This is a genomic window from Streptomyces sp. NPDC059092 (genome assembly GCF_042756365.1).
In the GTDB taxonomy this organism is placed as follows: Bacteria; Actinomycetota; Actinomycetes; order Streptomycetales; family Streptomycetaceae; genus Streptomyces.
Genome location: NZ_JBHZEJ010000004.1, coordinates 129,239 through 151,015, shown reverse-complemented (window position 1 = coordinate 151,015; position 21,777 = coordinate 129,239). Strand labels below are relative to the sequence as shown.

Genomic DNA, 21,777 nt, shown 5'->3' with positions numbered 1-21,777 from the left:
GGGGACGGAGCCGCCCGCGGGCCGGGGAGCGGGCCCGGCCGGTGGGGCTCAGCCCGTGGGTCGCGGCTCGCACTCCGCGGCGCGCGCCGCCTCGGCGGCCGCCGCGCCCGGCCCGAACCGGACAATGACGTCGATGAGTTCGGCGACCCGGCCGCCGAAGGCCGGGTACTCCGTCAGACCGTCGCCGAGCAGCCCGCTGTCCAGGACGGCTTCGACGAAGGCGGCGCGCGACGCCCCGGAGGCGGCGGGCGCGGTGGCCGCGCGCTCCGCGATCGCGGCCAGCGTCCCGCGCGCCGGATCCGCCATCGCGGCGGCGTGCGGACCGGGCGAGAACCCCGCGGGCGGGGCCACGCAGCACAGGTACGCGGCCACCGTCAGTGCCAGGCGGTGCGGCATGCGCCCGGCCCGCAGATGCAGCAGCGCCGGTTCCGGCACCCGCTGGCGCAGCTTCACCGAGCCGTCGGAGCCGACCTGCTGGGTGCGGTGGCCCAGCGCCGTATTGGCCCAGCGCTCGAAGAGCTGCCCCACGTACGCGTCCAGGTCGATGCCGGCGGGCACGGTGAGGCTCGGCAGATAGTCGCCGTGCAGGACGCCCCGCGCGGCCTCCGCGATGAACGGCCGGCCGATCGAGTCCGGAACGGTCGCCCGTCCGTCCAGCGCGCCCAGATACGCGATGAGCGAGTGCGTGCCGTTGAGCAGGCGGAGCTTGAGCAGTTCGTACGGTTCGACGTCCGCCGTGAACAGCGCCCCGCCGTGCTCCCAGCGGGGCCGCCCGGCGGCGAACCGGTCCTCCATCACCCACATGGAGAACGGTTCCGCCGGGACCGGCACCGCGTCCCGCACCCCTAGCCGGGCGGCGACCGCCTCCCGGTAGACCTCGGTCGTCGCGGGGACGATCCGGTCGACCATGGAGTTGGGGAACGTCACCGCGCTCTCCAGCCACGGCGTCAGGGCGTCCCGTTCGCCGGCGGGCAGCGCCTGGGTGAACTCGTGCACCAGACGCCTCGTCTGCGCGCCGTTGCCCACCAGGTTGTCGCAGCTCAGCACCGTCACCGGGGTGGCGTGCGTGCGCTGCCTGCGCTGCAGCCCGCGGACGATCTGCCCGACGGTGGTGCGCGGCGGCCCGTCGCCGCGCAGGTCCGCCTGTACGGCCGGGGCGTCGAAGTCGAGTCCATGGGTACGGGGCGAGAACGTGTAGCCGTGCTCCGTGACCGTCATCGTGATGACGGCGGTGCCGGGCGCGGCCAGCGCGTCGAGCACCTCCTCCGGCTGCGCGGCTGCCACCAGCGCCCCGGTGTGCACCGACGGGACGGTCACCTCGGTGTGTTCCGGGGAGATCTCCACGACCGCGTACCGCATGTCCTGCTCCCGCAGGGCCCGGGCCACCCCGGCCGACCGGCTGGCCACCCCGAGGATGCCCCACGGCCCGTCGGTGTGCGCCAGCGCGGCGGCGGTGTGCACGGCCTGGTGGGCGCGGTGGAAGTTGCCGAGCCCGAGGTGGACGAGGCCGGTCTCGGCCGGCGGCTTCGCCGCGACGGTCCCGGCGCCGAGCCGGGGAAGAGCTGTGGTCATCACCGGTCACCAGTCCGTCATGGAGCCGTCGCGGCGGCGCGCCACCGGCAAGTAGGCGGGCTCGTAAGGGAATCGGGCGGCCAGCTCCTCGTCGACCTCGATCCCGAGACCGGGCTGCTCACCGGGGTGCAGATGCCCGTCCTCGTAGCTCCACGCGTGCCGGAACACCTCGTGGACGAGCGGTTCGTACCCCATGTACTCCTGGATGGCGAAGTTCGGTGTGGAGAGGCCGACGTGGAGCGAGGCGCCGAGCGCCACCGGCGACACGTCGGAGGGGCCGTGCGGGCCCAGCTTGATCTGCCAGATCTCGGCGAGCGCGGCGATCCGCCGGAGATGGCTGATGCCGCCGGCGTGCGTGACACACGTCCGTACGTAGTCGATGAGCTGCTCGGTGATCAGCGACTGGCACTCCCAGACGGTGTTGAACACCTCGCCGATGGCCAGCGGCACCGTGGTGTGCCGCCGGACGTGCCGCAGCACCTCCTGGTTCTCCGCCGGGGTGACGTCCTCCAGCCAGAACAGGTCCGTGTCCTCCAACGACCGCCCCAGCCGGGCCGCCTGGCCGGGCGTCAGCCGGTGGTGCACGTCGTGCAGCAGCTTCAGCTCCGGGCCCACGTGGGCGCGGGCCGCCGCGAGGACACCGGGCGCGTGCCGCAGGTAGGACTCCGTGTCCCAGACCTCCTCCGCGGGTGCCGCGCCCCGTCCGGCCGGCTCGTAGCCGGGGCCGCCCCGGGTCACCCCGTACACCATGTCGTGCCCCGGTACGCCGCTCTGCGCCCGTACGGCGAGGAAACCCCGCTCGCGCTGCGCGTCGATCGCGTCCAGCAGTTCGGGCACGTCCCAGCCGGACGCGTGCGTGTAGGTGAGGACGCGGTCGCGGACCGCCCCGCCGAGGAGCTGGTAGACGGGCTGCCCGGTGGCCTTGCCCTTGATGTCCCACAGCGCGAGGTCCACCGCGCCGATGGAGGTCATCGTCACCGGACCACGCCGCCAGTAGACGCCCCGGTACAGGTACTGCCAGGTGTCCTCGATCCGCGCGGGATCCCGGCCGGCGAGGAGCGGGGCGACATGGTCGCGCAGATACGAGGCGACGGCCAGCTCGCGGCCGTTGAGGGTCGCGTCGCCCCAGCCCACGAGCCCCTCCGCCGTGGTGATCTTGAGGGTGACGAAGTTACGGCCGGGGCTGGTGACGAGCACGTCCACGGCGGCGATGGTGTCGGTCCTGGTCACCGGGCCACCGCCACGACGTTGTGCGGCTCTTCGCCGGAGGCCAGCCGGCCGATGTTGGCGGCGATGTCGGCGGCCCTGCGCGCGAAGGTCTCGCGGGTGAGGCCCGAGGAGTGCGGGGTCATCAGTACGTTGTCCAGCTTTTCGAAGGGGTGGTTGCCGGGTGCGCCGCGATGGCCCTCGGACGGGTAGCGGTACCAGACGTCGAGCGCGGCGCCGCCGATCGTCCGCTCGCTCAGTGCGCGGAAGAGCGCGTCCTCGTCCACCACGGGGCCGCGTCCGACGTTGACCAGGACGGCCGAGGATCGCATCCGGGCGAACGCGTCCGCGCCGATCAGCCCCGTCGTCGCCGCGCTCAGCGGCGCGGAGACCACCACGACGTCCGACGTCTCCAGGAGGGTGCCGAGGTCGTCCACCGTCCCCGACCACTCCAGCCGGTGCGCCGCCGCGTCGACATCGCCGCGCCGGGTGACCGCGACGCCCCGCGCGCCGAACGCCCGGAACAACTCCCAGCTCCGGGCGCCGATATGACCGAATCCCACGAACCCGACCGTCGCCGTGCCGAGGCTGTCCACCCAGGGTGCGCGGGCGTCGTACACGGGGGAGTCCCACTCCCCGCGCCGCAGCGCGGCGTGCTGGCGCAGGAAGCCCCGGCGCAGCAGGACCGCGGCCGAGACGGCGTACTCCGCCATCGAGTTCTCGTGGTGGAACGTGTTGGCGACCAGGGTGCCCGCCGCCAGCGCACCGGTCTCGATCTTCTCCGTACCGGCGCCCGCGGCGTGCACCAGACGCAGCCGGGGGGCCGCGGCGGCCATGGCGGCGGTGCACTGGCCGGAGACCAGGACATCGGCGTCCGCCAGGGCGGTCTCGACGGCCGGGGTGTCCCGCACGTCGGGCCAGCGCACGGCCGTACCCGCCGGGAGCGCGGCCTCGAACTCGGCGCGCAGGGGAAGGAGGTTGGAGTCGGCGACGACCACGGTGAGTGTCATGACGCGTCCTTCGTGGCTCGACCCGCCGTGGTGGGGAGCCGGGGGGCGTGGGTGAGGGCCGGACCGCTCGATCCGCGGACGATGAGCTGGGTCGGCAGCCGCAGTGTGCGCGGTGTGTGGCGGTCACCGGCGAGGACCTGTCCGAGCAGGTCCATGGCGAGGGAGCCCGCCTTCGCCATGGGGACGGCGATGCTGGTGAGGGAGGGCTGTGACACTTCCGCGAACGGGATGTCGTCGACCCCGATGACAGTGAGGTCCTCCGGCACACCGATCCCCAGCGCGCGGGCACCGGCGATCACACCGAGCGCGACCAGGTCGTTGTGGGTGATCACCGCGGAGGCGCCGGAGGCCATCACACTGGCCGCCGCCGCGGTCCCGCCCGCCACCGTCTCGGACTGCCACCCCAGCAACTCCAGCTCAAGACCGGCCCGTTCGGCCTCGGCGCGGATCAGCTCGACGCGCTGCGCGTTCGACCAGGAGCGCTGCATGCCCTGGACGTACGCGACCCGCCGGTGGCCGAGCGCGGCCAGGTAGTCGACGGCCTGGCGCAGCCCGTGCGCCGCGTCGGTGAGCACGCAGTCCGCGCCGCTCGTCTCCCGGTTGACCAGCACGGCCGGCGTACGGCCGCAGATGCCGAGGATCTCGTCGGCGTCCAGCCGTGACGACACCACGACGAGCCCGTCGGCCTGGTCCCGCAGATGGGCGATGACCTCGCGTTCCCGGTCCGGGTTGAGATCGGTGTCGGCGAGGACGACGGTCTGCCTGCGGTGCCACCCCTCACCCTGGGCGGCCTTCACGAAGGCGCCGAACACGGGGTTGGCGATGTCCGGGACGACCACGGCCACCGTGGCGCTCTCCCTGTCGGCGGTGGGCTCGGCGGCCCGGGACCCGTTCGGTTCGTATCCCAGTTCTTGCGCAACGGAGAGAACCTTGCGCAAGGTCTGTGGTCCGAGCCGGTCCGGGTCGCTGAACGCGCGGGACGCGGTGGAGAGGGCGACGTTGGCGCGTTTGGCGACGTCGGTGAGGGTGGGGGCCATGAGGACTCCGTTACCGGTTCGACGGAGAAGGGTGGGTGAACGACATGCTGCATGGTCGCCACCGTTGCGCAACCTTGTCAACGCTTGCCACAAAATTGGCAAGGCGGGTCGCACGCGGTTGTCGTCCCGCCTCCCCGGAGCCCCTGGGCCTACCCGGCCCCCGGCCCCCGGCCCCCTGGCCCCGGCCCTCCCCGGGCGCCCGGAGCCTCCGAGGGCGTTCACCCGAGGGGCGCGTTCGCCGCCTCGCGCAGCCGGCCGAACTCCTCGGCCATCGTCGCCGCCGTCCAGTGCGCGTTCAGGCCGCTCGGGTTGGGCAGCGCCCAGATCCGCGTCCCGCCGATCGTCCGCTCCTGCGGCCCGATCCGGGCCCGCTTCTCGTCGAAGGCCGTCCGGTACGCGGTGATCCCGACCACCGCCAGCCACGCGGGCCGCAGCCGCTCCACCTTCGCCGTCAGGATCCGCCCGCCCGCGCGGAACTCCTCGGGGCTCAGCTCGTCGGCCCGCGCCGTCGCCCGCGCCACGACATTGGTGATGCCGAGACCGTACGTCGGCAACTCGTCCTGCTCGGCGGGCAACAGCCGGCGCGGGGTGAAGCCGGAGAGATGCAGCACCGGCCAGAAGCGGTTGCCGGGGCGGGCGAAGTGATGGCCGGTCGCCGCCGACAGCAGGCCCGGATTGATGCCGCGGAACAGCACACGCAAACCGCCCGCGACCACGTCGGGCAGGACGCGGTCGCGGGCGGCTTCGAGCTCTTCGGGGGTCATCCGGCGCTCATCAGCCTCGTCTAGAGGATGGAGCCCGGCGTGTAGGCCGCGGCCTCGGGGTGCCGCTTCAGGATCTCCTCGATCCGGGCCACCACGGTCGCGATCTGCTCCTCCGCCGCGCCCGTGAAGGACAGCTTGTCGTCCATCAGCGCGTCCAGCTCCGCCCGGTCCAGCGGCATGCGCCCGTCCGCGGCGAGCCGGTCGAGCAGTTCGTTGCGCTCGGCGCCCTGCTCACGCATGGCCAGCGCCGACGCCACCGCGTGCTCCTTGATGACCTCGTGCGCGGCCTCCCGGCCCACCCCGGCCCGTACCGCGCCCATCAGCACCTTCGTCGTCGCCAGGAAGGGCAGGTACCGGTCCAGCTCGCGCGCCACGACCGCGGGGAACGCGCCGAACTCGTCCAGGACGGTCAGGAAGGTCTCCAGCAGCCCGTCGAACGCGAAGAACGCGTCGGGCAGCGCGACCCGGCGCACCACCGAGCAGGAGACGTCGCCCTCGTTCCACTGGTCGCCCGCCAGCTCGCCGGTCATCGACGCGTAGCCGCGCAGGATCACCATCAGCCCGTTGACCCGCTCGCAGGAGCGCGTGTTCATCTTGTGCGGCATCGCCGAGGAGCCGACCTGCCCCGGCTTGAAGCCCTCGGTGACCAGCTCGTGCCCGGCCATCAGCCGGATCGTCTTCGCCACGGAGGACGGCGCGGCGGCGAGCTGCACCAGCGCGGTCACCACGTCGTAGTCGAGCGAGCGCGGATAGACCTGGCCCACGGAGGTGAACGCCTCGGCGAAGCCCAGATGGCCCGCGATCCGCTGCTCCAGCTCGGCCAGCTTCGCCGTGTCCCCGCCCAGCAGGTCGAGCATGTCCTGCGCCGTGCCGACCGGGCCCTTGATCCCGCGCAGCGGGTAGCGCCCCAGCAGGTCCTCCAGCCGGCCGTACGCCACCAGCAGCTCGTCGGCCGCAGTCGCGAACCGCTTGCCGAGGGTGGTGGCCTGCGCGGCGACATTGTGCGAGCGGCCGGCCATGACCAGCGCGCCGTACTCGCCCGCCAGCTTCCCGAGCCGGGCCAGCACCGCCACCGTACGGTCGCGTGTCAGCTCCAGGGAGAGCCGGATCTGGAGCTGCTCGACGTTCTCCGTCAGGTCCCGCGAGGTCATGCCCTTGTGCACCTGCTCATGGCCGGCGAGGGCGTTGAACTCCTCGATCCGCGCCTTCACATCGTGCCGGGTGACCTTCTCGCGCTCCGCGATCGACGCCAGGTCGACCTGGTCCAGAACGCGTTCGTAGTCGGCGAGGGCGGCGTCCGGCACCTCGATCCCGAGGTCCCGCTGCGCCCGCAGCACGGCCAGCCAGAGCTGACGCTCCAGCTTCACCTTCTGCTCGGGGGACCACAGCACGGCCAGCTCCGCCGAGGCGTAGCGGCCGGCAAGGACATTGGGGATACGAGGCTTGGGAGTCACGTGAGCTGATTCTACTGTCGGTTGACGCAGTGCGACGCCGGGCCCGTTTTTGTACGTTCCTCCAAGGTGTGACCTCTCTGGGTGCGCGCCGCCACGGCTCCGTGGCTCCTCCGAACGCGCGCCGCCACGAAGCCGGGTCCCACGACGGGCGGTCCTACGGAGTCCGGTCCTGCCGCGTGGGGTCCTGTGACGTCAGGTCCCGCACCTCGTACGGCAGCAGCTCCGGCCGCTTCGCCGCCCGGCCGTCCCCGGAGGAGCGCCCCGTCACCCGGCGCATCACCCACGGTCCGAGGTGCTGCCGTGCGAACCGCGCGTCGCCCGTCCGGCGGGCGAGCCACCGTTCGGGCGCGCCGGGCGGCAGCTCCGTGCGCCAGTCGTCGTCCTCGTCGTCCGCCGCCAGCCCGAGCGTCTGCCGGACGGCCTCGGCTACCCGGCGGTGACCCTCCGCCGTGAGATGCAGCCGGTCCACGTCCCACATGCGCTGATCGCCGAGGGCCGGCGCCCCGTACAGGTCCACCACGAGCGCGCCGTGCGCCGCCGCCAGCTCGTCGACGACGGTGAACAGCTCCTCCATGCGCGGCCGGAAGCGTTCCATCACCGGACCGTTCCGACCCGGGCTGCGCATCAGCACGAGCCGTCCGCACGCCGGGGCGAGCCGCTCCACGGCCTCCGTGAGCAGCCCGCGCACCCGGCCCATGTCGACCTTGGGGCGCAGGGTGTCGTTGAGCCCGCCGACCAGCGTCACCAGGTCCGGTTTCATCGCCGCCGCGAGGCCCACCTGCTCCTCGACGATCTGGCCGATGAGCTTGCCGCGCACGGCGAGGTTCGCGTACCGGAAGCCGGGGGTACGGGCCGCGAGCCGGGCGGCGAGCAGATCCGCCCAGCCGCGGTACGAGCCGTCGGGCAGCAGGTCGGACATGCCCTCCGTGAAGGAGTCACCGACCGCGACAAAACTGGTGTAGTTGGCATTCGTCTCCATGGCGGAGCCGATCGTACCGCGCGGTAGCTTCGGCTGCTCACAGCCCCTCGCCGCCCCTCGCGCGTGCGGTGCGCGGCCCTCTCACGCGTGCCGGCCCACCAGCTCCCGCAGCACGTCCTCCATCGTCACCAGCCCTTCGAGCTTCCCGTCCTCGTCCAGCACCGCCGCGAGGTGCGTCCGGCCGCGGCGCATCGCGGTCAGCACGTCGTCCATCGGCGTCGTCGCCCGGACGCGCGCGATCGTGCGCATCCCCGAGACCGGGAACGGCTCCTCGCGTGGCAGCACGTCCAGTGCGTCCTTCACATGGAGGTAGCCGAGGATCCTGCGCGCCGGGTCCACCACCGGGAACCGCGAGAAGCCGGACTCCGCCCCCAGCCGCTCCAGGCCCTCCGGCGTCACCCCGAGCCGCGCCGAGACCACCCGTTCCAGCGGCATCACCACATCGCGCACCGGCCGGCGCCCCAGCTCCAGCGCGTCGTGCAGCCGCTCGGTCGCCCGGTCGTCGAGCAGCCCCGCGTGGCCCGAGTCCGTGACCAGCCGGGCCAGCTCGTCGTCGGAGAACGAGGCGGACACCTCGTCCCTCGTCTCCACCCTGAGCAGCTTCAGCAGGGCGTTGGCGAAGGCGTTCACGGTGAAGATCACCGGGCGCAGCCCACGGGCCAGCGCGACCAGCGGCGGCCCCAGCAGCAGCGCGGCCCGCGCGGGCCCGGCCAGGGCGATGTTCTTGGGCACCATCTCGCCCAGCAGCATGTGCAGGTACGTGGCGACGCCGAGCGCGATCACGAACGAGAGCGGGTGCACGAGTCCGTCCGGGATCCCGACCGCGCCGAAGAGCGGCTCCAGGAGGTGGGCGAGGGCGGGCTCGGCGACGATGCCCAGCACCAGCGTGCAGAGCGTGATCCCGAGCTGCGCCGCCGCCAGCAGGGCCGAGACGTGCTCCAGCCCCCAGACCACACTGCGCGCCCGCCGGTCGCCGGCTTCCGCGGCCGGCTCGATCTGGCTGCGGCGTACGGAGATCAGGGCGAACTCGGACGCCACGAAGAACGCGTTGACGACCAGGGTCAGCAGCGCGACGAAGAGTTGTACGGCGATGATCATCCGGCGTCCTCCTTCCCGGCGGGGCCCGTCGGATCCACCGGGGCCGAAGGGGCCCCGGCCTCCGTGCCGCCGCCCGTCCCGCGGTCCGCGCCGCCCGTCGTGCGGGGCGCGCGCAGCAGCACCCGTGCCGCGCGCCGGCCCGTGGCGTCCACGACCTCCAGCTCCCAGCCCGCCAGCGCCACCCGGTCGCCCACCGCGGGGATCCGGCCCAGCTCGGTGGCGACGAGCCCCGCGAGGGTTTCGTACGGGCCCTCCGGCATCCGCAGCCCGACCGAGCTGAGCTGATCGGCGCGCGCGGCCCCGTCGGCCGACCAGAGCGCCCTGCCGTCCGCGTCCTCGCCCACCGGCGCCAGATCGGACCGCTCGTGCGGATCGTGCTCGTCCCGTACCTCGCCCACGACCTCCTCGACGATGTCCTCCAGCGTCACCACCCCGGCCGTCCCCCCGTACTCGTCGATGACGACGGCCATCGTGAGGCCGCCCGACAACCGGTCGAGCAGCGTGTCCACCGTCAGGCTCTCCGGCACCAGCAGCGGCTCACGCAGCAGCTCGGCCACCGGGAGCCGGGGACGGCGCTCCGCCGGAACCGTCAGGACGTCCTTGATGTGCGCGACCCCGACGACGGTGTCCAGGCTGCCCCGGTAGACGGGGAAGCGCGACAGACCGGTGGCCCGGGTCGCGTTGGCGACGTCCTCGGCCGTGGCCCGTACGTCCAGGGCCATCACCTGTACGCGAGGGGTCATCACGTTCTCCGCGGTCAGCGCGGCCAGGCTCAGCGTCCGTACGAACAGCTCCGCCGTGTCCGGCTCCAGCGCGCCCGCCTTCGCGGAGTGCCGCGCGAGCGCGACCAGCTCCTGCGGGCTGCGCGCGGACGCCAGTTCCTCGGTCGGCTCCAGGCCGAGCCCGCGCACGATCCGGTTCGCCGTGTTGTTGAGGTGCGCGATGAACGGGCGGAACGTGGCCGTGAAGTACCGCTGCGGCGTGGCCACCACCTTCGCGACCGCCAGCGGCGAGGAGATCGCCCAGTTCTTCGGCACCAGCTCACCGACGACCATCAGCACGATCGTCGACAGGGCCGTCCCGATGACCAGCGCCACCGAGTACGCCGTGGCGGGGGAGAGGCCCAGGGCCTCGACCGGCCCCCGGATCAGCTTCCCGATGGACGGTTCGGCGAGCATCCCGACGACCAGGTTGGTCACGGTGATCCCGAGCTGCGCGCCGGAGAGCTGGAACGTCAGGCTCCGTACGGCCTTCAGCGCCCCCGCCGCGCCCCGCTCGCCGCGCTCCGCGGCCCGTTCGAGATCGCCGCGCTCCACGGTGGTGAGGGAGAACTCCGCCGCGACGAACGCCCCGCAGGCGAGCGCCAGCGCGATCGCCACCAGGAGCAGAAGCACTTCGGTCATCCGGTCACCTCCGTCTCATGATCGCCGCACGGGCCGTGGACCGCGCGGCGTCGGCCGTTCTCAGGTGCCCGGGTGTCCGGGTGTCATGCGTGCGGGTGCCGTGCGGGCGCCGTGCGGTCCCTGCCCGGCGCCCCTGTCCCGTCGGCGTCCGGCGCCCCTGTCCCGTCGGCGCTGCCCAGCGGCTTCACCCAGCGTCGCCAGTGGTCCTCACGGTGGTAGCCGGCCGTGGCCCAGGTCCGGTGCGCGCGCTCGTTGGCCTCCAGGACCAAGGCGTCGATCCGCCGTCCGCCCAGGGCGCTGAAACGCCGTTCCGCGGCCTCCATCAGAGCGGTGGCGACACCTTGCCGCCGGTGGTCCGGGTGGACGGCGAGCCGGTAGGCGGAGCACCGCCATCCGTCGAAGCCCGCGATCACGCTCCCGATGAGGAGGCCGTCGCGCTCCGCGAGGAGCAGCGCGCCAGGATCCCGTGCGAGGAGCCGGGCCACGCCGTCGTGATCGTCACTGATGCTCGTTCCTTCGGCGGCCTCGCGCCAGAACCGCAGCACGGTGTCGATGTCGGGGAGGGCGGCGCCGCGTATGTGGAGGTCGTTCATGAGGAGAGCCAAGCAGAGGTGGCGCTCCGCCCGCTTCTGCGTTATAACTTCTAACGGAAGAGATAATGGATAACCAACTGAAGTGTGGTGGAGGTCGTCATGAACGCCGAAGGACTCGTCGAGGTCGTACTGCCGGGCAAGGTGGCGCCGGAAGGGCTTCAGATCCGGCACGGAGCCGTCCCCGCCGCGGGCCCGGGACAGGTCGTGATCCGCGTGGAGGCGACCGGGGTCTCCTTCGCCGAGCAGCAGATGCGCCGCGGCCGCTACTACGACCAGCCGCCGTTCCCCTTCGTGCCCGGCTACGACCTGGTCGGTACGGTGCTGGCGACCGGCGAGGGCGTCCGGCCCGGCCTGGCCGGCACCCGGGTGGCCGCGATGGTCAAGACCGGCGGCTGGGCCAGCCACGCCCGCGTCGACGCGGCGGACACGGTGGCGGTCCCCGACGGGATCGGCGCGGCGGAGGCGGAGACCCTGGTGGTCAACGGCGTCACCGCCTGGCAGATGCTGCACCGCAAGGCACGGGTCCGCGCGGGGCAGACGATCCTGGTGCACGGCGTCAACGGCGGCGTCGGCTCGGTCCTGGCCGAGTTCGCGCACGTCGCGGGCGTGAAGGTGATCGGCACCGCCTCGGCGCGCCACCACGACGCCCTGCGGGAACGGGGGATCGTCCCCGTCGACCACCGCACCGAGGACGTCGCCGCGCGGGTCCGCGTACTCGCCCCCGGCGGCGTGGACGCCGTCTTCGACCACGTCGGCGGCCGCTCCGTCATCGACTCCTGGCACCTCCTCGCGCCCGGCGGCACGCTCGTCTCGTACGGCACCGCCTCCACCCGGGACGACGAGGGATCCAAGCAGTGGCCGGTGATCAGGCTGCTCGGCCGGGTGTGGCTGTGGAACGCGCTGCCCAACGGCCGCCGGGCCTGCTTCTACAACGTCTGGGCCGGGCGCGCCCTCGCCAAGGACCGGTTCCGGGCCCGGCTGCGCGCCGACCTCACCGAGGTCTTCGGCGCCCTCCAGCGCGGCGACGTCACCGCCCGGATCGCCGCCCAACTGCCGCTCACCCGCGCCGCCGAGGCGCTGCGCCTGGCGGAATCCGGCACCGTCGCCGGAAAGGTCGTACTGACCCCGTAGCCCGCCGCAGCCCGCGGCCCGTCACCCGCGGCCCGTCACCCGCAGCGCGTGCGCGTGGAGCGATCGCGGTCAGCCGCCCCGCAGCTCCTCGATCACCGGGCCGAACGCCTCCATGCACGGGTCCAGGACCGTCAGATAGGTGAACCCGTACCGCTCCCGCTGCGCCCTGAGCTGGTCGGCGACCTGCCGTACGGTGCCGACCGCGAGCAGCGGCAGCTCCAGCGCCTCGTCCTCGTCGAGCCGCAGCCTCGGCAGCAAGTCCCGCACCGCCGCCCGCCGGTCGGAGGTCACGGCGACGAACTGGAGCAGCAGGTTCAGCTCCGCGGGCGCCGCACGCCCGGCCTCGAAGCCCCGGTAGGCGGCCACGCGCTCCGCCAGTTCGTCGGCGGTGAGCGCCCGCAGCCCGTCCGGAGTGTGCCGGGCCCCGGTGAAGGCGGTGATCGCGGCCCGCTCGGCGGCCAGCCGTAACACCCGGTCGCCGTTCCCGCCGATCAGCAGCGGTGGCATCGGCGACCGGGCGGGGCGCGGTACGTGCGTCTCGTCGCCCAGCAGCCGGTCCAGCTCCGCGACCGTACGGCAGAGCAGGTCGACCCGTTCGCCGGGCGGCAGGAACTCCAGCCCGGCCCGCTCGTGCTCCTCCCGTACGTACCCGGTGCCGAGCCCGAGCTCCAGCCGCCCGCCGGACAGCGCGTCCACCGTCGCCACCTCCCGGGCGAGCAGCGCCGGGTTCCAGAAGGCGGCGTTCAGGACGAAGGTCCCGAGCCGCGCCCGCTCGGTCGCCTCCGCGGCGGCGGCCAGCGCGGGGAACGGCGCGACCATGCCGAGGTGATCCGGCACGAGGATCACGTCGTACCCCAGCTCCTCGGCTCTTCGGCACCGCTTGCGCCACTCGTCGCCGTCCGTGGCCGTCGTCATGTTCACAGCGAAGCGGAAGGGCCGTGTCATGGACGCTCCTCCTGGACTCGTACGGTAGGGAAGACCGCCCGATAGCTACCCATCCAGTACGAGAACGACCCCCGCCGGGAGTGAGCCGGCGTCAGCCCGCCCCCGGAGCCCCCGGCGCCCCCGCGTCCACGAAAGAGGCCGCGAAGGAGGCCGTGAACGCGTCCACGTCCCATCCGCCCTCCAGCTCCGGCGCCAGCCAGGTGGACGCCCGCGTACGGAAGTCCACCGGGTCCAGCGCCCCCGCGCCCGCCGGTACGGCCCCGATCAGCGGCGCGCCCGCCGCGTCCGGCAGGTCCGCCAGATTGCAGCGCGCCGCCAGCCCCGGGGTGCCCGGCCAGCTTCCGACCACCACCCCCAGCGGTGTCAGCGACCTCGTACGCAGCGCCTCCGCCGTGAGCGCGGTCGCGTTGAGCGTGCCGAGTCCGGCCTCCGCCACCACCAGGACGGGTGCCCCGAGCAGCCGGGCGGCGTCCGCGAGCGTGGCGCCCGCCGCGTCGAAGCGGACGAGCAGCCCGCCCGAGCCCTCGACGAGGACCAGGTCGTGCTCGGCGGCCAGCTTCTCCGCCGCCACGGCGATCTCGTCGGGGCGCACCGGCTCGGCGCGGGCCCGCAGCGCCGCCGTCGCGGGCGCCAGCGGCTCGGGGAACCGGGCCAGTTCGAGCGCGGTCACCGGTCCGGCGAGCCGGACGGCCTCCGCCGCGTCCCCCGGTTCACCCGGAACCATCCCGGTCTGCGCGGGTTTGAGCACCGCGACGGTACGGCCCCGGGCGAGCGCCGCGGCGGCCACGGCGGCCGTCACGACGGTCTTTCCGATCTCCGTCCCCGTCCCGGTCACGATCACGATCGGCATGTCCGGTCAGCGCTCCCTTCGTGCGCTCGCCGCGTCCGCGGCGACCGCGGTCACCGCGCGGCAGATCCGCGCGATGTCCTCATCACCCGTCACATACGGCGGCATGGTGTACACCAGATCGCGGAACGGCCGCAGCCAGACGCCCTCGCGCACCGCCGCCCGCGTCGCCGCGGCCATGTCCACCTCGTGGTCGAGCTGGACGACCCCGATGGCGCCCAGCACGCGTACGTCCCGGACCCCCGGCACGGCCACGGCCTCCGCCAGCCCCTCGCGCAGCCCCGCTTCCACCCGCTTGACCTCGCCCGCCCAGTCCTGGCCGAGCAGCAGGTCGATCGAGGCGCAGGCGACCGCCGCCGCCAGCGGATTGCCCATGAAGGTCGGACCGTGCGCCAGTACCGGGACCTCGCCGCGCGCGATCCCCTCGGCCACCCGGGCGGTGCACAACGTCGCCGCCATCGTGAGATAGCCGCCCGTCAACGCCTTGCCGACACACATCACATCGGGGGACATCCCGCCCTGCTCCGCGGCGAAGAGCGTGCCCGTACGGCCGAAGCCGGTGGCGATCTCGTCCAGGACGAGCAGAACGTCGTGCGCGTCGCACGCCTCCCGCAGCACCCGCAGATACGCGGGGGAGTGGAAGCGCATCCCGCCCGCGCCCTGGACCACCGGTTCGACGATCACGGCGGCGAGTTCGTCCGCGTGGCGGGCGATGAGGGCGCGCAGCCCGTCGGCGTACGTCTCGTCGTACGCGGCCGGCGGCGCGTCCGCGAAGATCTGCTGGGGCAGCACCCCGGCCCACAGTCCGTGCATCCCGCCGTCGGGGTCGCAGACCGACATCGGCTGCCAGGTGTCGCCGTGGTAGCCGCCGCGCCAGGTCAGCAGCCGCCGCTTGGCCGGGCGACCGGCCGAACGCCAGTACTGGAGGCACATCTTGACGGCGACCTCGACCGAGACGGAGCCCGAGTCGGCGAGGAAGACATGGCGCAGCGGCTCGGGCGTGATCTCGACCAGCCGGGCCGCCAGCCGGACGGCGGGCTCATGGGTGAGCCCGCCGAACATCACATGGCTCATCCGGTCGAGCTGGCCGCGCGCCGCCTCGTTGAGCACGGGGTGGTTGTAGCCGTGGATCGCCGACCACCAGGACGACATGCCGTCGACCAGCTCGCGCCGGCCGTACGCGGCTTCGGCGAGCCGCAGCCGTACCCCGGAGGCCGACTCCACGACCAGCGGATCCGTACGGCCCGGCATCGGACCGTACGGGTGCCAGACATGGGCCCGGTCCAGGGCGAGCAACGCGTCGGGCGTGAGCGGTTCCGAGGGGGAGGGGAACTCAGGCATTGGGCGCCAGGTCCGTACCGGCCCCCCTGCGGCGTACGGAGACGAGATCCGTACGGAGCCCCGACGGAGCCTGGACCTTTCCCCCGGCGGCCGGCGCCGCTCCGGTGGAGGTGCCGCACGTGCCGGACGCGTCGGATCGGTCGGACCCTTCGGATCCGCCGCAGGTGCCGCCGCCGTCACCGCCGCACGGCGCGCAGCCGCCGGTACGGTGCTCGGGCAGCGTCGTCGTCCCCGCGCCCTCCACCTCGAAGCCCGCGTCCGCGATCATGTCGAGGTCCGCCTGGCCCGCCTGGCCCTCGCTGGTGAGGTAGTCGCCCAGGAAGATCGAGTTGACCAGGTGCAGCGCGAGCGGCTGGAGCGTGCGCAGATGCACCTCGCGCCCGCCCGCGAGCCTGACCTCCGCGTCGGGGCAGACGAACCGCGCCATCGCCAGGATCCGCAGACAGCGCTGCGGGGTGAGGTGCCACTCCCGCTCCAGCGGGGTCCCCTCCATCGGGATCAGGAAGTTGACCGGCACCGAGTCGGGGTCGAGCGCGCGCAGCGAGAAGACCACGTCGACCAGGTCCTCGTCGCTCTCCCCCATCCCGGCGATCAGCCCGGAACAGGCGGACAGGCCGGCGGCCTGGGCCTGCCGTACGGTGTCCACCCGGTCGGCGTAGGTGTGGGTGGTGGTGATGTCGCCGTACGTCGCCTCGGAGGTGTTGAGGTTGTGGTTGTACGCGTCGGCGCCCGCGGCACGCAGCCGCTCGCCCTGGCCGGCCGAGAGCAGCCCGAGACAGGCGCACACCTCGACGTCCTCGTGTCGCTCCTTGATCGCCTCGATGGTCCGCGAGACCCGGTCGATGTCCCGGTCCGTCGGCCCCCGGCCGCTCGCGACCAGGCAGACCCGCTTGGCGCCGCCCGCCACCCCGGCGGCGGCGACCTCGGAGGCCTCGTCCGGTTTGAGCCAGGTGTACTTGAGGATCTCCGCCTTGGAACCGAGCCGCTGGGAACAGTACGAGCAGTCCTCAGGGCACAGGCCGGACTTCATGTTGATCAGATAGTTCAGCTTCACCCGCCGCCCGAACCATTGACGGCGCACCTTGCCGGCCGCCGCGACCACATCGAGCAGCTCGTCGTCCGAGGTCGCCAGCACGGCGAGCGCTTCTTCACGGGTCGGCGGCTCGCGCCGCAGGCCCTTCTCCACCAGCGTGTTCAGCAGATCCATACCGTCGATCCTGACCTACCGGGGCGCTTCATGACCACGGAGGAATCCCACAAGGCCATCGGATCGAGGTGTGTGCATAGCCACACCAAAAATGGGTTCGACGACGGTTAAGGTCTGTGAGCTGCCTACAAAAGGACGGGACCGATGGACCACGATCACCTCGACCCGTCCGGCCTCTCGCACCGGTCCGGCTCCCCGCGTCCGGCCGACCGCACGCCCCCCTCCGACCCCTTCGACTGGACCGAGGGCGAGGCGCTGCGCCGCGAGCGGGCGGGTCTGGTCCGTACGCTCCGGCCGCGCCCGGCCGACTCCGCCCTCCTGGACCTGGCGAGCAACGACTACCTCGGCCTCACCCGGCACCCCGCCGTGACCGGCGCCGCCGCCGAGGCGGCCCGCCGCTGGGGCGCGGGCGCCACCGGTTCCCGGCTGGTCACCGGCAGCACCGCCCTCCACGCGGAACTGGAACGGGAGCTGGCCGAGTTCTGCGGCTTCGAGGCCGCGCTCGTCCTCTCGTCCGGTTACGCGGCCAACCTCGCCGCCCTCACCGCGCTCACCGCCCGCGACGGGCTCCTCCTCTCCGACGCGGGCAACCACGCCTCGATCGTGGACGGCTGCCGCCTCTCCCGCGCCGACACCGTCGTCGTACCGCACGCGGACCCCGAGGCCGTCGCCAAGACACTCGACGCGCACCCGGGGCGGCGCGCCCTGGTCGTGAGCGACGCGGTCTTCTCGGTGGACGGCGACGCCGCGCCGCTCGCCGGACTGGCGGCGGCCTGCCGCCGCCGGGGCGCGGCCCTGCTCCTCGACGACGCGCACGGCCTGGGCGTGCTCGGCACGGGCGGCCGGGGCACCGTCGAAGCGGCGGGCCTCGCGGGCGCCCCGGACGTGGTGACGACCCTCACCCTCTCCAAGTCCCTGGGCAGCCAGGGCGGTGCCGTCCTCGGACCGGCCAAGGTGATCGACCATCTCGTCAACGCCGCGCGGACGTTCATCTTCGACACGGGGCTCGCGCCCGCGGCGGTGGGCGCCGCGCTGGCGAGCCTGCGGCTGCTGCGGCGTGAGCCCGAACGGGCCGGGCGGGCCCGGGAGGTGGCCCGTACGCTGCACCGGCTGCTGACCGGAGCGGGGCTGACGGCCGTTCGGCCCGACGCCGCCGTGGTCTCCGTACAGGCACCGTCGCCCGAGGCGGCCGTGCGCTGGGCCGCCCACTGCCGGGCGGCCGGGCTGGCCGTGGGGTGTTTCCGGCCACCGTCGGTGCCGGACGGCATCTCCCGGATCAGGCTGACCGCCCGCGCCGACCTGACGGAGGACCAGATCGGCGCGGCGGTACGCACCGTCGTGGCGCTCGCGCCCGGGGCCGCGCCCGGGGCCCCGGGCGCGGGCTGACGGCCGGTCCTACGACACCGGTGCCCGCCCGTCCAGCGCGGAGACGAAGGAGCTCCAGGCGCCGGCCGAGAAGGCCAGGTGGGGGCGGGCGACGCTCTTGGAGTCCCGTACGGCCAGCGCGCCCGCGTCGCCGCGGGCGCACTCCACGCAGTTGTTGGCGCCGACACTGTGGCTGCTGCGCCGCCACCCCCGCGGGGGTGAAAGGGGTAAGGGACGAGAGGTGGAGGGCCCTGCGAGGCAAGCGGACATGATGCTCCCTACGCGCCGTCATTGATCCCGGCGATGAGATCCAATGAATCCTGTGTCGAGAGGGCGTGTGCCTGCATCGCATGGAAGGCGACGCGGTACGCCTCAAGGTCCTCTTTCCGTTCCAGATAGAGGCTATTCGTTAAATGGTCGAGAATGACTAAATCCAGATCGGTAATGTTCGAAAAAGAGAAGATGACGAAGGGACCGGTGAGCCCGGCATAGCCGCCGGCGGTGAACGGCAGGACCTGGAGACTGATCTGGGGCAGCCGGGCCGACTCGGTGAGCCGCCGTAACTGATCCCGCATCACCTCGGGCCCGCCCACCTCCCTCCGCAACACGGCCTCGTCGACCACGGCGTGCAGCCGCAGCGCCGCCGCCGACCGCGTCAATGCCTCCTGGCGGACGAGCCGCACATCGACCAGTGAGTCCACCGTCCCGTCCGGCGTCCCCGTCAGCGCGGACCTGGTCACGGCGCGGGCATAGGCCCTGGTCTGGAGCAGTCCGGGCACCACGGTGGTCTCCAGCGTGTGCGCGGTGCTCGCCTGGGACTCCAGCGTGATGAAGTCCCGGTACGCGGGCGGGATCACCGCGCGGTACGCCGTCCACCACCCCGGCGCGCCGTCGGCCGTGCCCGCGAGGGCCCGCAGCAGCGAGCGCAGCCGCGGGTCCTCGATCCCCAGGGCGTCGAGGAGCGCCGCCAGATCCCCGTCCCGCACGCCGCTCACGCCGGTCTCGATCCTGCTCACCTTCGACTGGTTCCAGCCGAGCAGCCGGGCCGTCTGATCACTGGTGAGCCCCGCGCTCCGGCGCAGTCTGCGCAATTCGTCCCCGAGCCGCTGCCGACGTACCACCGGAATATGCCGCATGGCCGAATCACCTCTCTGCTGCCTTCTCCGTCGCACCGAAACGACGTCAAGGCGGAGAAGTTATCTTTCCGGCGTCCAAATACGGTCCCGGGTTGCAGAGTTCACCGCTTTGAGCGACAGATATATGCAGATCTCGGTGGATCGGAGGTACGGATGGTGCGATCAATGGCAGGCTGTCGCGCAGCACGGTTCCGGGGCAGTCCGCGCAGTCATCAGCTCTGCGCCGGAGTCCGGTCCGGAGGGAAAGGGACAGCGTCGCCATGGCCGACCACCAGGAAGCATCCATCACCCTGCCGAGCGAGCCCGCGTCGGTGCCCACGGCCCGACGATATGTCGCCGACCTCCTCGCCGACTGGGGGCTGCCGGACAGGACGGCCACGGCCGACACGGTCCGGCTGATCGTCTCCGAGCTGGCGACCAACGCCGTGCAGCACACTTTCGGCCGGTCGCCCACGTTCACCGTGGAAGTACGGCTCGACCGCGGGGAGCAGCTGCGTGTCGGGGTCACCGACAGCCATCCGCGCTGGCCCCAGCGGCTTCCCGCGGCCGTCCAGCAGGACAACGGCCGAGGGATGGTCATCATCCGCTCGCTGACGGCGGAGGCCGGCGGGCGGCTGTCGGTCGTCCCGACCGACGAGGGGGGCAAGACCGTCTGGATCGCGCTGCCCTGGACGGCCCCGCTGGCACCGGCCGCCCCGGCCTGAGCCTTCGGGGGCTCCAAGGGCGTGGAGCGGCCGGCGCGTGCTCACCTGACCCGGCCGTACCAGACTTTTTTGGACCAGATCTTCTCCAGCCGTACCAGCGAACCGGTCTTCGGCGAGTGCCAGATCTTTCCCCTGCCCGCGTAGATCCCGACGTGGTACACGCTCCTCCCGTAATGAAAGAAGACCAGGTCACCCTGGCGCCGCGAGGAGGCGGAGATGTGCCGGGTCTGGTTGTACTGCGCCTGTGCGGTACGGGCGAGCCTCTTCCCCGCTTTCTTGAACGAGTAGAGCGTCAGCCCCGAGCAGTCGAAGCGGTACGGCCCTGTCGCGCCGTACTTGTACGGAGACCCCCTCTTCGACGCCGCGACCTTCAGGGCCTTGGCGCTGTGCGGAGCGGCCTGGGCCTCCGACGCCGCGCCGGGTACCAGCATCGTGCCGGTGACCGCGGCCAGCGTGAGGGCCGATACGGCCCCCGCCCGGGACAGCAGGGACGGGACATATGTCTGCGCGGTCATGCGCAACCCTTCGTCAGCCGCCTGTGAAGGATGACCTGTCGGGTTCGGGCTGGCGAAGTTGCCCGGCCGCGTGAACGGCTTCACCCCGAGGAACGACCACGACCGGCGTCGTCCCGTAGCGCCTGGGTCCTCCACTCCTGCCGATCCACTCCTGTCGACCCGACATCCGGAACGGCGGCAGGACTCGGCGTCCGCCCGGACCGCCTCGCCAGGGGTGGCGGGGGCTTGTCGTCCCAGGGATCTTGACCCAGGAACCCGTGGATTTCCGAGATGAAACGACGATATGTGAAGTTCATCACCCTTGGTCCATGTGGGTGGCGACGGGGGATTCCGTCCTCGGTCCGCGCGGGTCGATGAGGGCCGTACCTGCGACGTAACGATCAAGCGCGCCGACAATCCGGTCGGATCGCGCAACTTGCCTCGCGGATTCCGTCCAGTCAGTTCATACGCCGAATGTGCGAGTCCTTCTCATACGGACGCGGCCATACGGGAACGCCGCGCGCCCTCAAGTCGGCGTTTCGGGCGGCACGGTGACCCGTGCGGCTCTCCGTTCCCCGTCGAGGGTCCGCAACGCCCGGGCCAGGGCCGCCGCGTACAGCTCGGTCTCGCCCCGCCGGTGCATGGCCGTCAGGGCGTCCAGCAGCCCCGCCGCTTGGGCCGGCAGCGCCTGTGCCGCGCGCAGGGCGCCGTAGGTGTCCGTCCCGCGCGCCGGGTTGATCCGGCCCAGCAGATCCACGATCCGCAGGTAGTGGTCGACGACCTCGCCCTCGGCCCGGGTGAGGGCGGGCAGCGGGGGTGGTTCCGGCGGCAGCACCGGCGTTCACCGCCCGCCCGTGGAGGTCTTGCGGTTCTGGACGACGTGGTCGATCAGCCCGTACGACCGGGCCCCCGGCGCGTCGAAGATCGTGTCCCGGTCGAGGGCGCCCGCGATCCGTTCCGTGCTCCGCCCGGTGTGGCGCGCCAGCGTCGAGGTGACCAGGTCCCGCAGTCGCAGCAACTCCTGCGCGTGGATCATCAGATCGGACGGCTGTCCGTGCACCGGCTCCTCGGCGGCGGGCTGCCGGAGGACGACGCGGGCGCCGGGCAGCGCCATCCGCTTGCCGGGCGCGCCCGCCGCCAGGAGGACGGCGGCGGTCGAGGCGGCCTGGCCGAGACAGGTCGTCTCCACGTCGCAGGTGATGATCTGCATCGTGTCGTAGATCGCCAACATGGCGCTGATCGAGCCGCCCGGCGAGTTGATGTAGAGGCTGATGTCCTGGTCGGGCGCGGCGTACTCAAGGTGGATGAACTGCGCGATCGCATCGTTCGCGGCGGTGTCGTCGACGGGTGTCCCCAGGAAGACGATCCGGTCCTCCAGGAGCCGGGAGTACGGGTCGAGGGTGCGGCTCCCGTAGCTCGTCCGCTCGGTGAACTCGGGCAGGACATAGCGGGCCGAAGGGCGGTTCATGACAAGCCTCTCCTCAGGGCGCG

21 protein-coding genes, 1 pseudogene and 1 riboswitch are annotated in these 21,777 nt (G+C 72.8%); of the genes and pseudogenes, 3 read left to right on the top strand and 19 right to left on the bottom strand.

Translation table 11 applies throughout. The annotated features are described in order from the left end of the window. Positions 1-48 precede the first annotated feature (48 nt). The 10 genes and pseudogenes from ACFXPL_RS04300 to ACFXPL_RS04255 form a co-directional block, all read right to left on the bottom strand. Positions 49-1,572 carry a mannitol dehydrogenase family protein gene (locus ACFXPL_RS04300; RefSeq protein ID WP_384912213.1) on the bottom strand — a complete coding sequence of 508 codons (1,524 nt, stop codon included), beginning with the start codon at positions 1,570-1,572 and terminating at the stop codon, positions 49-51. A 6-nt stretch (positions 1,573-1,578) separates the two neighbouring features. Next, positions 1,579-2,784, bottom strand: a complete 1,206-nt coding sequence (manD, locus tag ACFXPL_RS04295) for a D-mannonate dehydratase ManD (RefSeq protein WP_384912434.1) — start codon at positions 2,782-2,784, stop codon at positions 1,579-1,581. A gap of 14 nt (positions 2,785-2,798) precedes the next feature. Then, positions 2,799-3,788, bottom strand: a complete 990-nt coding sequence (locus tag ACFXPL_RS04290) for a 2-hydroxyacid dehydrogenase (RefSeq protein ID WP_384912210.1) — start codon at positions 3,786-3,788, stop codon at positions 2,799-2,801. Further along, positions 3,785-4,825: a LacI family DNA-binding transcriptional regulator gene (locus ACFXPL_RS04285; protein ID WP_384912207.1), complete on the bottom strand. Its 1,041-nt coding sequence runs from the start codon at positions 4,823-4,825 to the stop codon at positions 3,785-3,787. The genes ACFXPL_RS04290 and ACFXPL_RS04285 overlap by 4 nt, the downstream gene beginning before the upstream one ends. A gap of 218 nt (positions 4,826-5,043) precedes the next feature. After that, entirely contained in the window at positions 5,044-5,589 is a 546-nt protein-coding gene (gene mug, locus ACFXPL_RS04280) for a G/U mismatch-specific DNA glycosylase (RefSeq protein ID WP_384912204.1), read from the bottom strand. Positions 5,590-5,609: 20 nt separating this feature from the next. Next, positions 5,610-7,043, bottom strand: coding sequence for an adenylosuccinate lyase (purB, locus tag ACFXPL_RS04275; protein ID WP_384912202.1), 1,434 nt, complete (start codon positions 7,041-7,043; stop codon positions 5,610-5,612). Positions 7,044-7,197: 154 nt separating this feature from the next. Further along, the gene (locus tag ACFXPL_RS04270; protein WP_384912199.1) at positions 7,198-8,022 is read right to left on the bottom strand and encodes an SGNH/GDSL hydrolase family protein; all 825 of its coding nucleotides are present in this window, start codon (positions 8,020-8,022) and stop codon (positions 7,198-7,200) included. 81 nt (positions 8,023-8,103) lie between these two features. After that, positions 8,104-9,117 carry a hemolysin family protein gene (locus ACFXPL_RS04265; RefSeq protein ID WP_384912431.1) on the bottom strand — a complete coding sequence of 338 codons (1,014 nt, stop codon included), beginning with the start codon at positions 9,115-9,117 and terminating at the stop codon, positions 8,104-8,106. After that, complete coding sequence (locus tag ACFXPL_RS04260) at positions 9,117-10,523, bottom strand: hemolysin family protein (RefSeq protein ID WP_384912196.1); 1,407 nt, start codon at positions 10,521-10,523, stop codon at positions 9,117-9,119. Before ACFXPL_RS04260 ends, ACFXPL_RS04265 begins: the two co-directional genes overlap by 1 nt. A gap of 176 nt (positions 10,524-10,699) precedes the next feature. Further along, positions 10,700-11,116, bottom strand: a pseudogene (locus ACFXPL_RS04255) (GNAT family N-acetyltransferase); the annotation flags it as partial. Between the two features lie 99 nt (positions 11,117-11,215). On the opposite strand from ACFXPL_RS04255, the gene ACFXPL_RS04250 reads away from it, so the two are divergent. Continuing rightward, positions 11,216-12,247 carry a medium chain dehydrogenase/reductase family protein gene (locus ACFXPL_RS04250; protein ID WP_384912193.1) on the top strand — a complete coding sequence of 344 codons (1,032 nt, stop codon included), beginning with the start codon at positions 11,216-11,218 and terminating at the stop codon, positions 12,245-12,247. A gap of 69 nt (positions 12,248-12,316) precedes the next feature. Here ACFXPL_RS04250 and ACFXPL_RS04245 read toward each other — a convergent pair whose 3' ends face one another. The 4 genes from ACFXPL_RS04245 to bioB all read right to left on the bottom strand — a co-directional run bounded on the left by ACFXPL_RS04245 (position 12,317) and on the right by bioB (position 16,587). Next, the gene (locus tag ACFXPL_RS04245; protein WP_384912190.1) at positions 12,317-13,192 is read right to left on the bottom strand and encodes a TIGR03621 family F420-dependent LLM class oxidoreductase; all 876 of its coding nucleotides are present in this window, start codon (positions 13,190-13,192) and stop codon (positions 12,317-12,319) included. Between the two features lie 91 nt (positions 13,193-13,283). Next, positions 13,284-14,042 carry a dethiobiotin synthase gene (gene bioD / locus ACFXPL_RS04240; RefSeq protein ID WP_384912187.1) on the bottom strand — a complete coding sequence of 253 codons (759 nt, stop codon included), beginning with the start codon at positions 14,040-14,042 and terminating at the stop codon, positions 13,284-13,286. A gap of 6 nt (positions 14,043-14,048) precedes the next feature. Then, positions 14,049-15,380 carry an adenosylmethionine--8-amino-7-oxononanoate transaminase gene (locus tag ACFXPL_RS04235; protein WP_384912184.1) on the bottom strand — a complete coding sequence of 444 codons (1,332 nt, stop codon included), beginning with the start codon at positions 15,378-15,380 and terminating at the stop codon, positions 14,049-14,051. After that, positions 15,373-16,587, bottom strand: a complete 1,215-nt coding sequence (bioB, locus tag ACFXPL_RS04230; RefSeq protein WP_384912182.1) for a biotin synthase BioB — start codon at positions 16,585-16,587, stop codon at positions 15,373-15,375. Before bioB ends, ACFXPL_RS04235 begins: the two co-directional genes overlap by 8 nt. A gap of 144 nt (positions 16,588-16,731) precedes the next feature. On the opposite strand from bioB, the gene ACFXPL_RS04225 reads away from it, so the two are divergent. Next, positions 16,732-17,973, top strand: a complete 1,242-nt coding sequence (locus ACFXPL_RS04225) for an 8-amino-7-oxononanoate synthase (RefSeq protein WP_384912179.1) — start codon at positions 16,732-16,734, stop codon at positions 17,971-17,973. 9 nt (positions 17,974-17,982) lie between these two features. On the opposite strand, the gene ACFXPL_RS04220 is transcribed toward ACFXPL_RS04225, so the two are convergent. Then, the gene (locus ACFXPL_RS04220) at positions 17,983-18,222 is read right to left on the bottom strand and encodes a DUF397 domain-containing protein (protein ID WP_384912177.1); all 240 of its coding nucleotides are present in this window, start codon (positions 18,220-18,222) and stop codon (positions 17,983-17,985) included. 8 nt (positions 18,223-18,230) lie between these two features. Beyond that, complete coding sequence (locus ACFXPL_RS04215; RefSeq protein WP_384912174.1) at positions 18,231-19,088, bottom strand: helix-turn-helix domain-containing protein; 858 nt, start codon at positions 19,086-19,088, stop codon at positions 18,231-18,233. Between the two features lie 260 nt (positions 19,089-19,348). Here ACFXPL_RS04215 and ACFXPL_RS04210 point away from each other — a divergent pair, with 260 nt between their 5' ends. Continuing rightward, positions 19,349-19,792, top strand: a complete 444-nt coding sequence (locus ACFXPL_RS04210) for an ATP-binding protein (protein ID WP_384912172.1) — start codon at positions 19,349-19,351, stop codon at positions 19,790-19,792. A gap of 41 nt (positions 19,793-19,833) precedes the next feature. On the opposite strand, the gene ACFXPL_RS04205 is transcribed toward ACFXPL_RS04210, so the two are convergent. From ACFXPL_RS04205 to ACFXPL_RS04195, 3 genes are all read right to left on the bottom strand, one after another. Next, positions 19,834-20,307 (bottom strand): C40 family peptidase, encoded by a 474-nt coding sequence (locus tag ACFXPL_RS04205; protein ID WP_384912169.1) that lies wholly within the window; start codon positions 20,305-20,307, stop codon positions 19,834-19,836. Positions 20,308-20,310: 3 nt separating this feature from the next. Further along, positions 20,311-20,507, bottom strand: a riboswitch (cyclic di-AMP (ydaO/yuaA leader). Positions 20,508-20,812: 305 nt separating this feature from the next. After that, complete coding sequence (locus ACFXPL_RS04200) at positions 20,813-21,121, bottom strand: hypothetical protein (RefSeq protein ID WP_384912167.1); 309 nt, start codon at positions 21,119-21,121, stop codon at positions 20,813-20,815. Between the two features lie 6 nt (positions 21,122-21,127). Beyond that, entirely contained in the window at positions 21,128-21,754 is a 627-nt protein-coding gene (locus ACFXPL_RS04195) for an ATP-dependent Clp protease proteolytic subunit (RefSeq protein WP_384912164.1), read from the bottom strand. Positions 21,755-21,777 lie beyond the last annotated feature (23 nt).

What these genes read in the sequence shown, in the direction of transcription:
- ACFXPL_RS04300 (WP_384912213.1), bottom strand. Translation starts at nt 1,572, where the DNA reads ATGACCACAGCTCTTCCCCGGCTCGGCGCCGGGACCGTCGCGGCGAAG.
- ACFXPL_RS04290 (WP_384912210.1), bottom strand. Translation starts at nt 3,788, where the DNA reads ATGACACTCACCGTGGTCGTCGCCGACTCCAACCTCCTTCCCCTGCGC.
- ACFXPL_RS04285 (WP_384912207.1), bottom strand. Translation starts at nt 4,825, where the DNA reads ATGGCCCCCACCCTCACCGACGTCGCCAAACGCGCCAACGTCGCCCTC.
- mug (WP_384912204.1), bottom strand. Translation starts at nt 5,589, where the DNA reads ATGACCCCCGAAGAGCTCGAAGCCGCCCGCGACCGCGTCCTGCCCGAC.
- ACFXPL_RS04270 (WP_384912199.1), bottom strand. Translation starts at nt 8,022, where the DNA reads ATGGAGACGAATGCCAACTACACCAGTTTTGTCGCGGTCGGTGACTCC.
- ACFXPL_RS04260 (WP_384912196.1), bottom strand. Translation starts at nt 10,523, where the DNA reads ATGACCGAAGTGCTTCTGCTCCTGGTGGCGATCGCGCTGGCGCTCGCC.
- ACFXPL_RS04250 (WP_384912193.1), top strand. Translation starts at nt 11,216, where the DNA reads ATGAACGCCGAAGGACTCGTCGAGGTCGTACTGCCGGGCAAGGTGGCG.
- ACFXPL_RS04245 (WP_384912190.1), bottom strand. Translation starts at nt 13,192, where the DNA reads ATGACACGGCCCTTCCGCTTCGCTGTGAACATGACGACGGCCACGGAC.
- bioD (WP_384912187.1), bottom strand. Translation starts at nt 14,042, where the DNA reads ATGCCGATCGTGATCGTGACCGGGACGGGGACGGAGATCGGAAAGACC.
- ACFXPL_RS04235 (WP_384912184.1), bottom strand. Translation starts at nt 15,380, where the DNA reads ATGCCTGAGTTCCCCTCCCCCTCGGAACCGCTCACGCCCGACGCGTTG.
- bioB (WP_384912182.1), bottom strand. Translation starts at nt 16,587, where the DNA reads ATGGATCTGCTGAACACGCTGGTGGAGAAGGGCCTGCGGCGCGAGCCG.
- ACFXPL_RS04225 (WP_384912179.1), top strand. Translation starts at nt 16,732, where the DNA reads ATGGACCACGATCACCTCGACCCGTCCGGCCTCTCGCACCGGTCCGGC.
- ACFXPL_RS04220 (WP_384912177.1), bottom strand. Translation starts at nt 18,222, where the DNA reads ATGTCCGCTTGCCTCGCAGGGCCCTCCACCTCTCGTCCCTTACCCCTT.
- ACFXPL_RS04215 (WP_384912174.1), bottom strand. Translation starts at nt 19,088, where the DNA reads ATGCGGCATATTCCGGTGGTACGTCGGCAGCGGCTCGGGGACGAATTG.
- ACFXPL_RS04210 (WP_384912172.1), top strand. Translation starts at nt 19,349, where the DNA reads ATGGCCGACCACCAGGAAGCATCCATCACCCTGCCGAGCGAGCCCGCG.
- ACFXPL_RS04205 (WP_384912169.1), bottom strand. Translation starts at nt 20,307, where the DNA reads ATGACCGCGCAGACATATGTCCCGTCCCTGCTGTCCCGGGCGGGGGCC.
- ACFXPL_RS04195 (WP_384912164.1), bottom strand. Translation starts at nt 21,754, where the DNA reads ATGAACCGCCCTTCGGCCCGCTATGTCCTGCCCGAGTTCACCGAGCGG.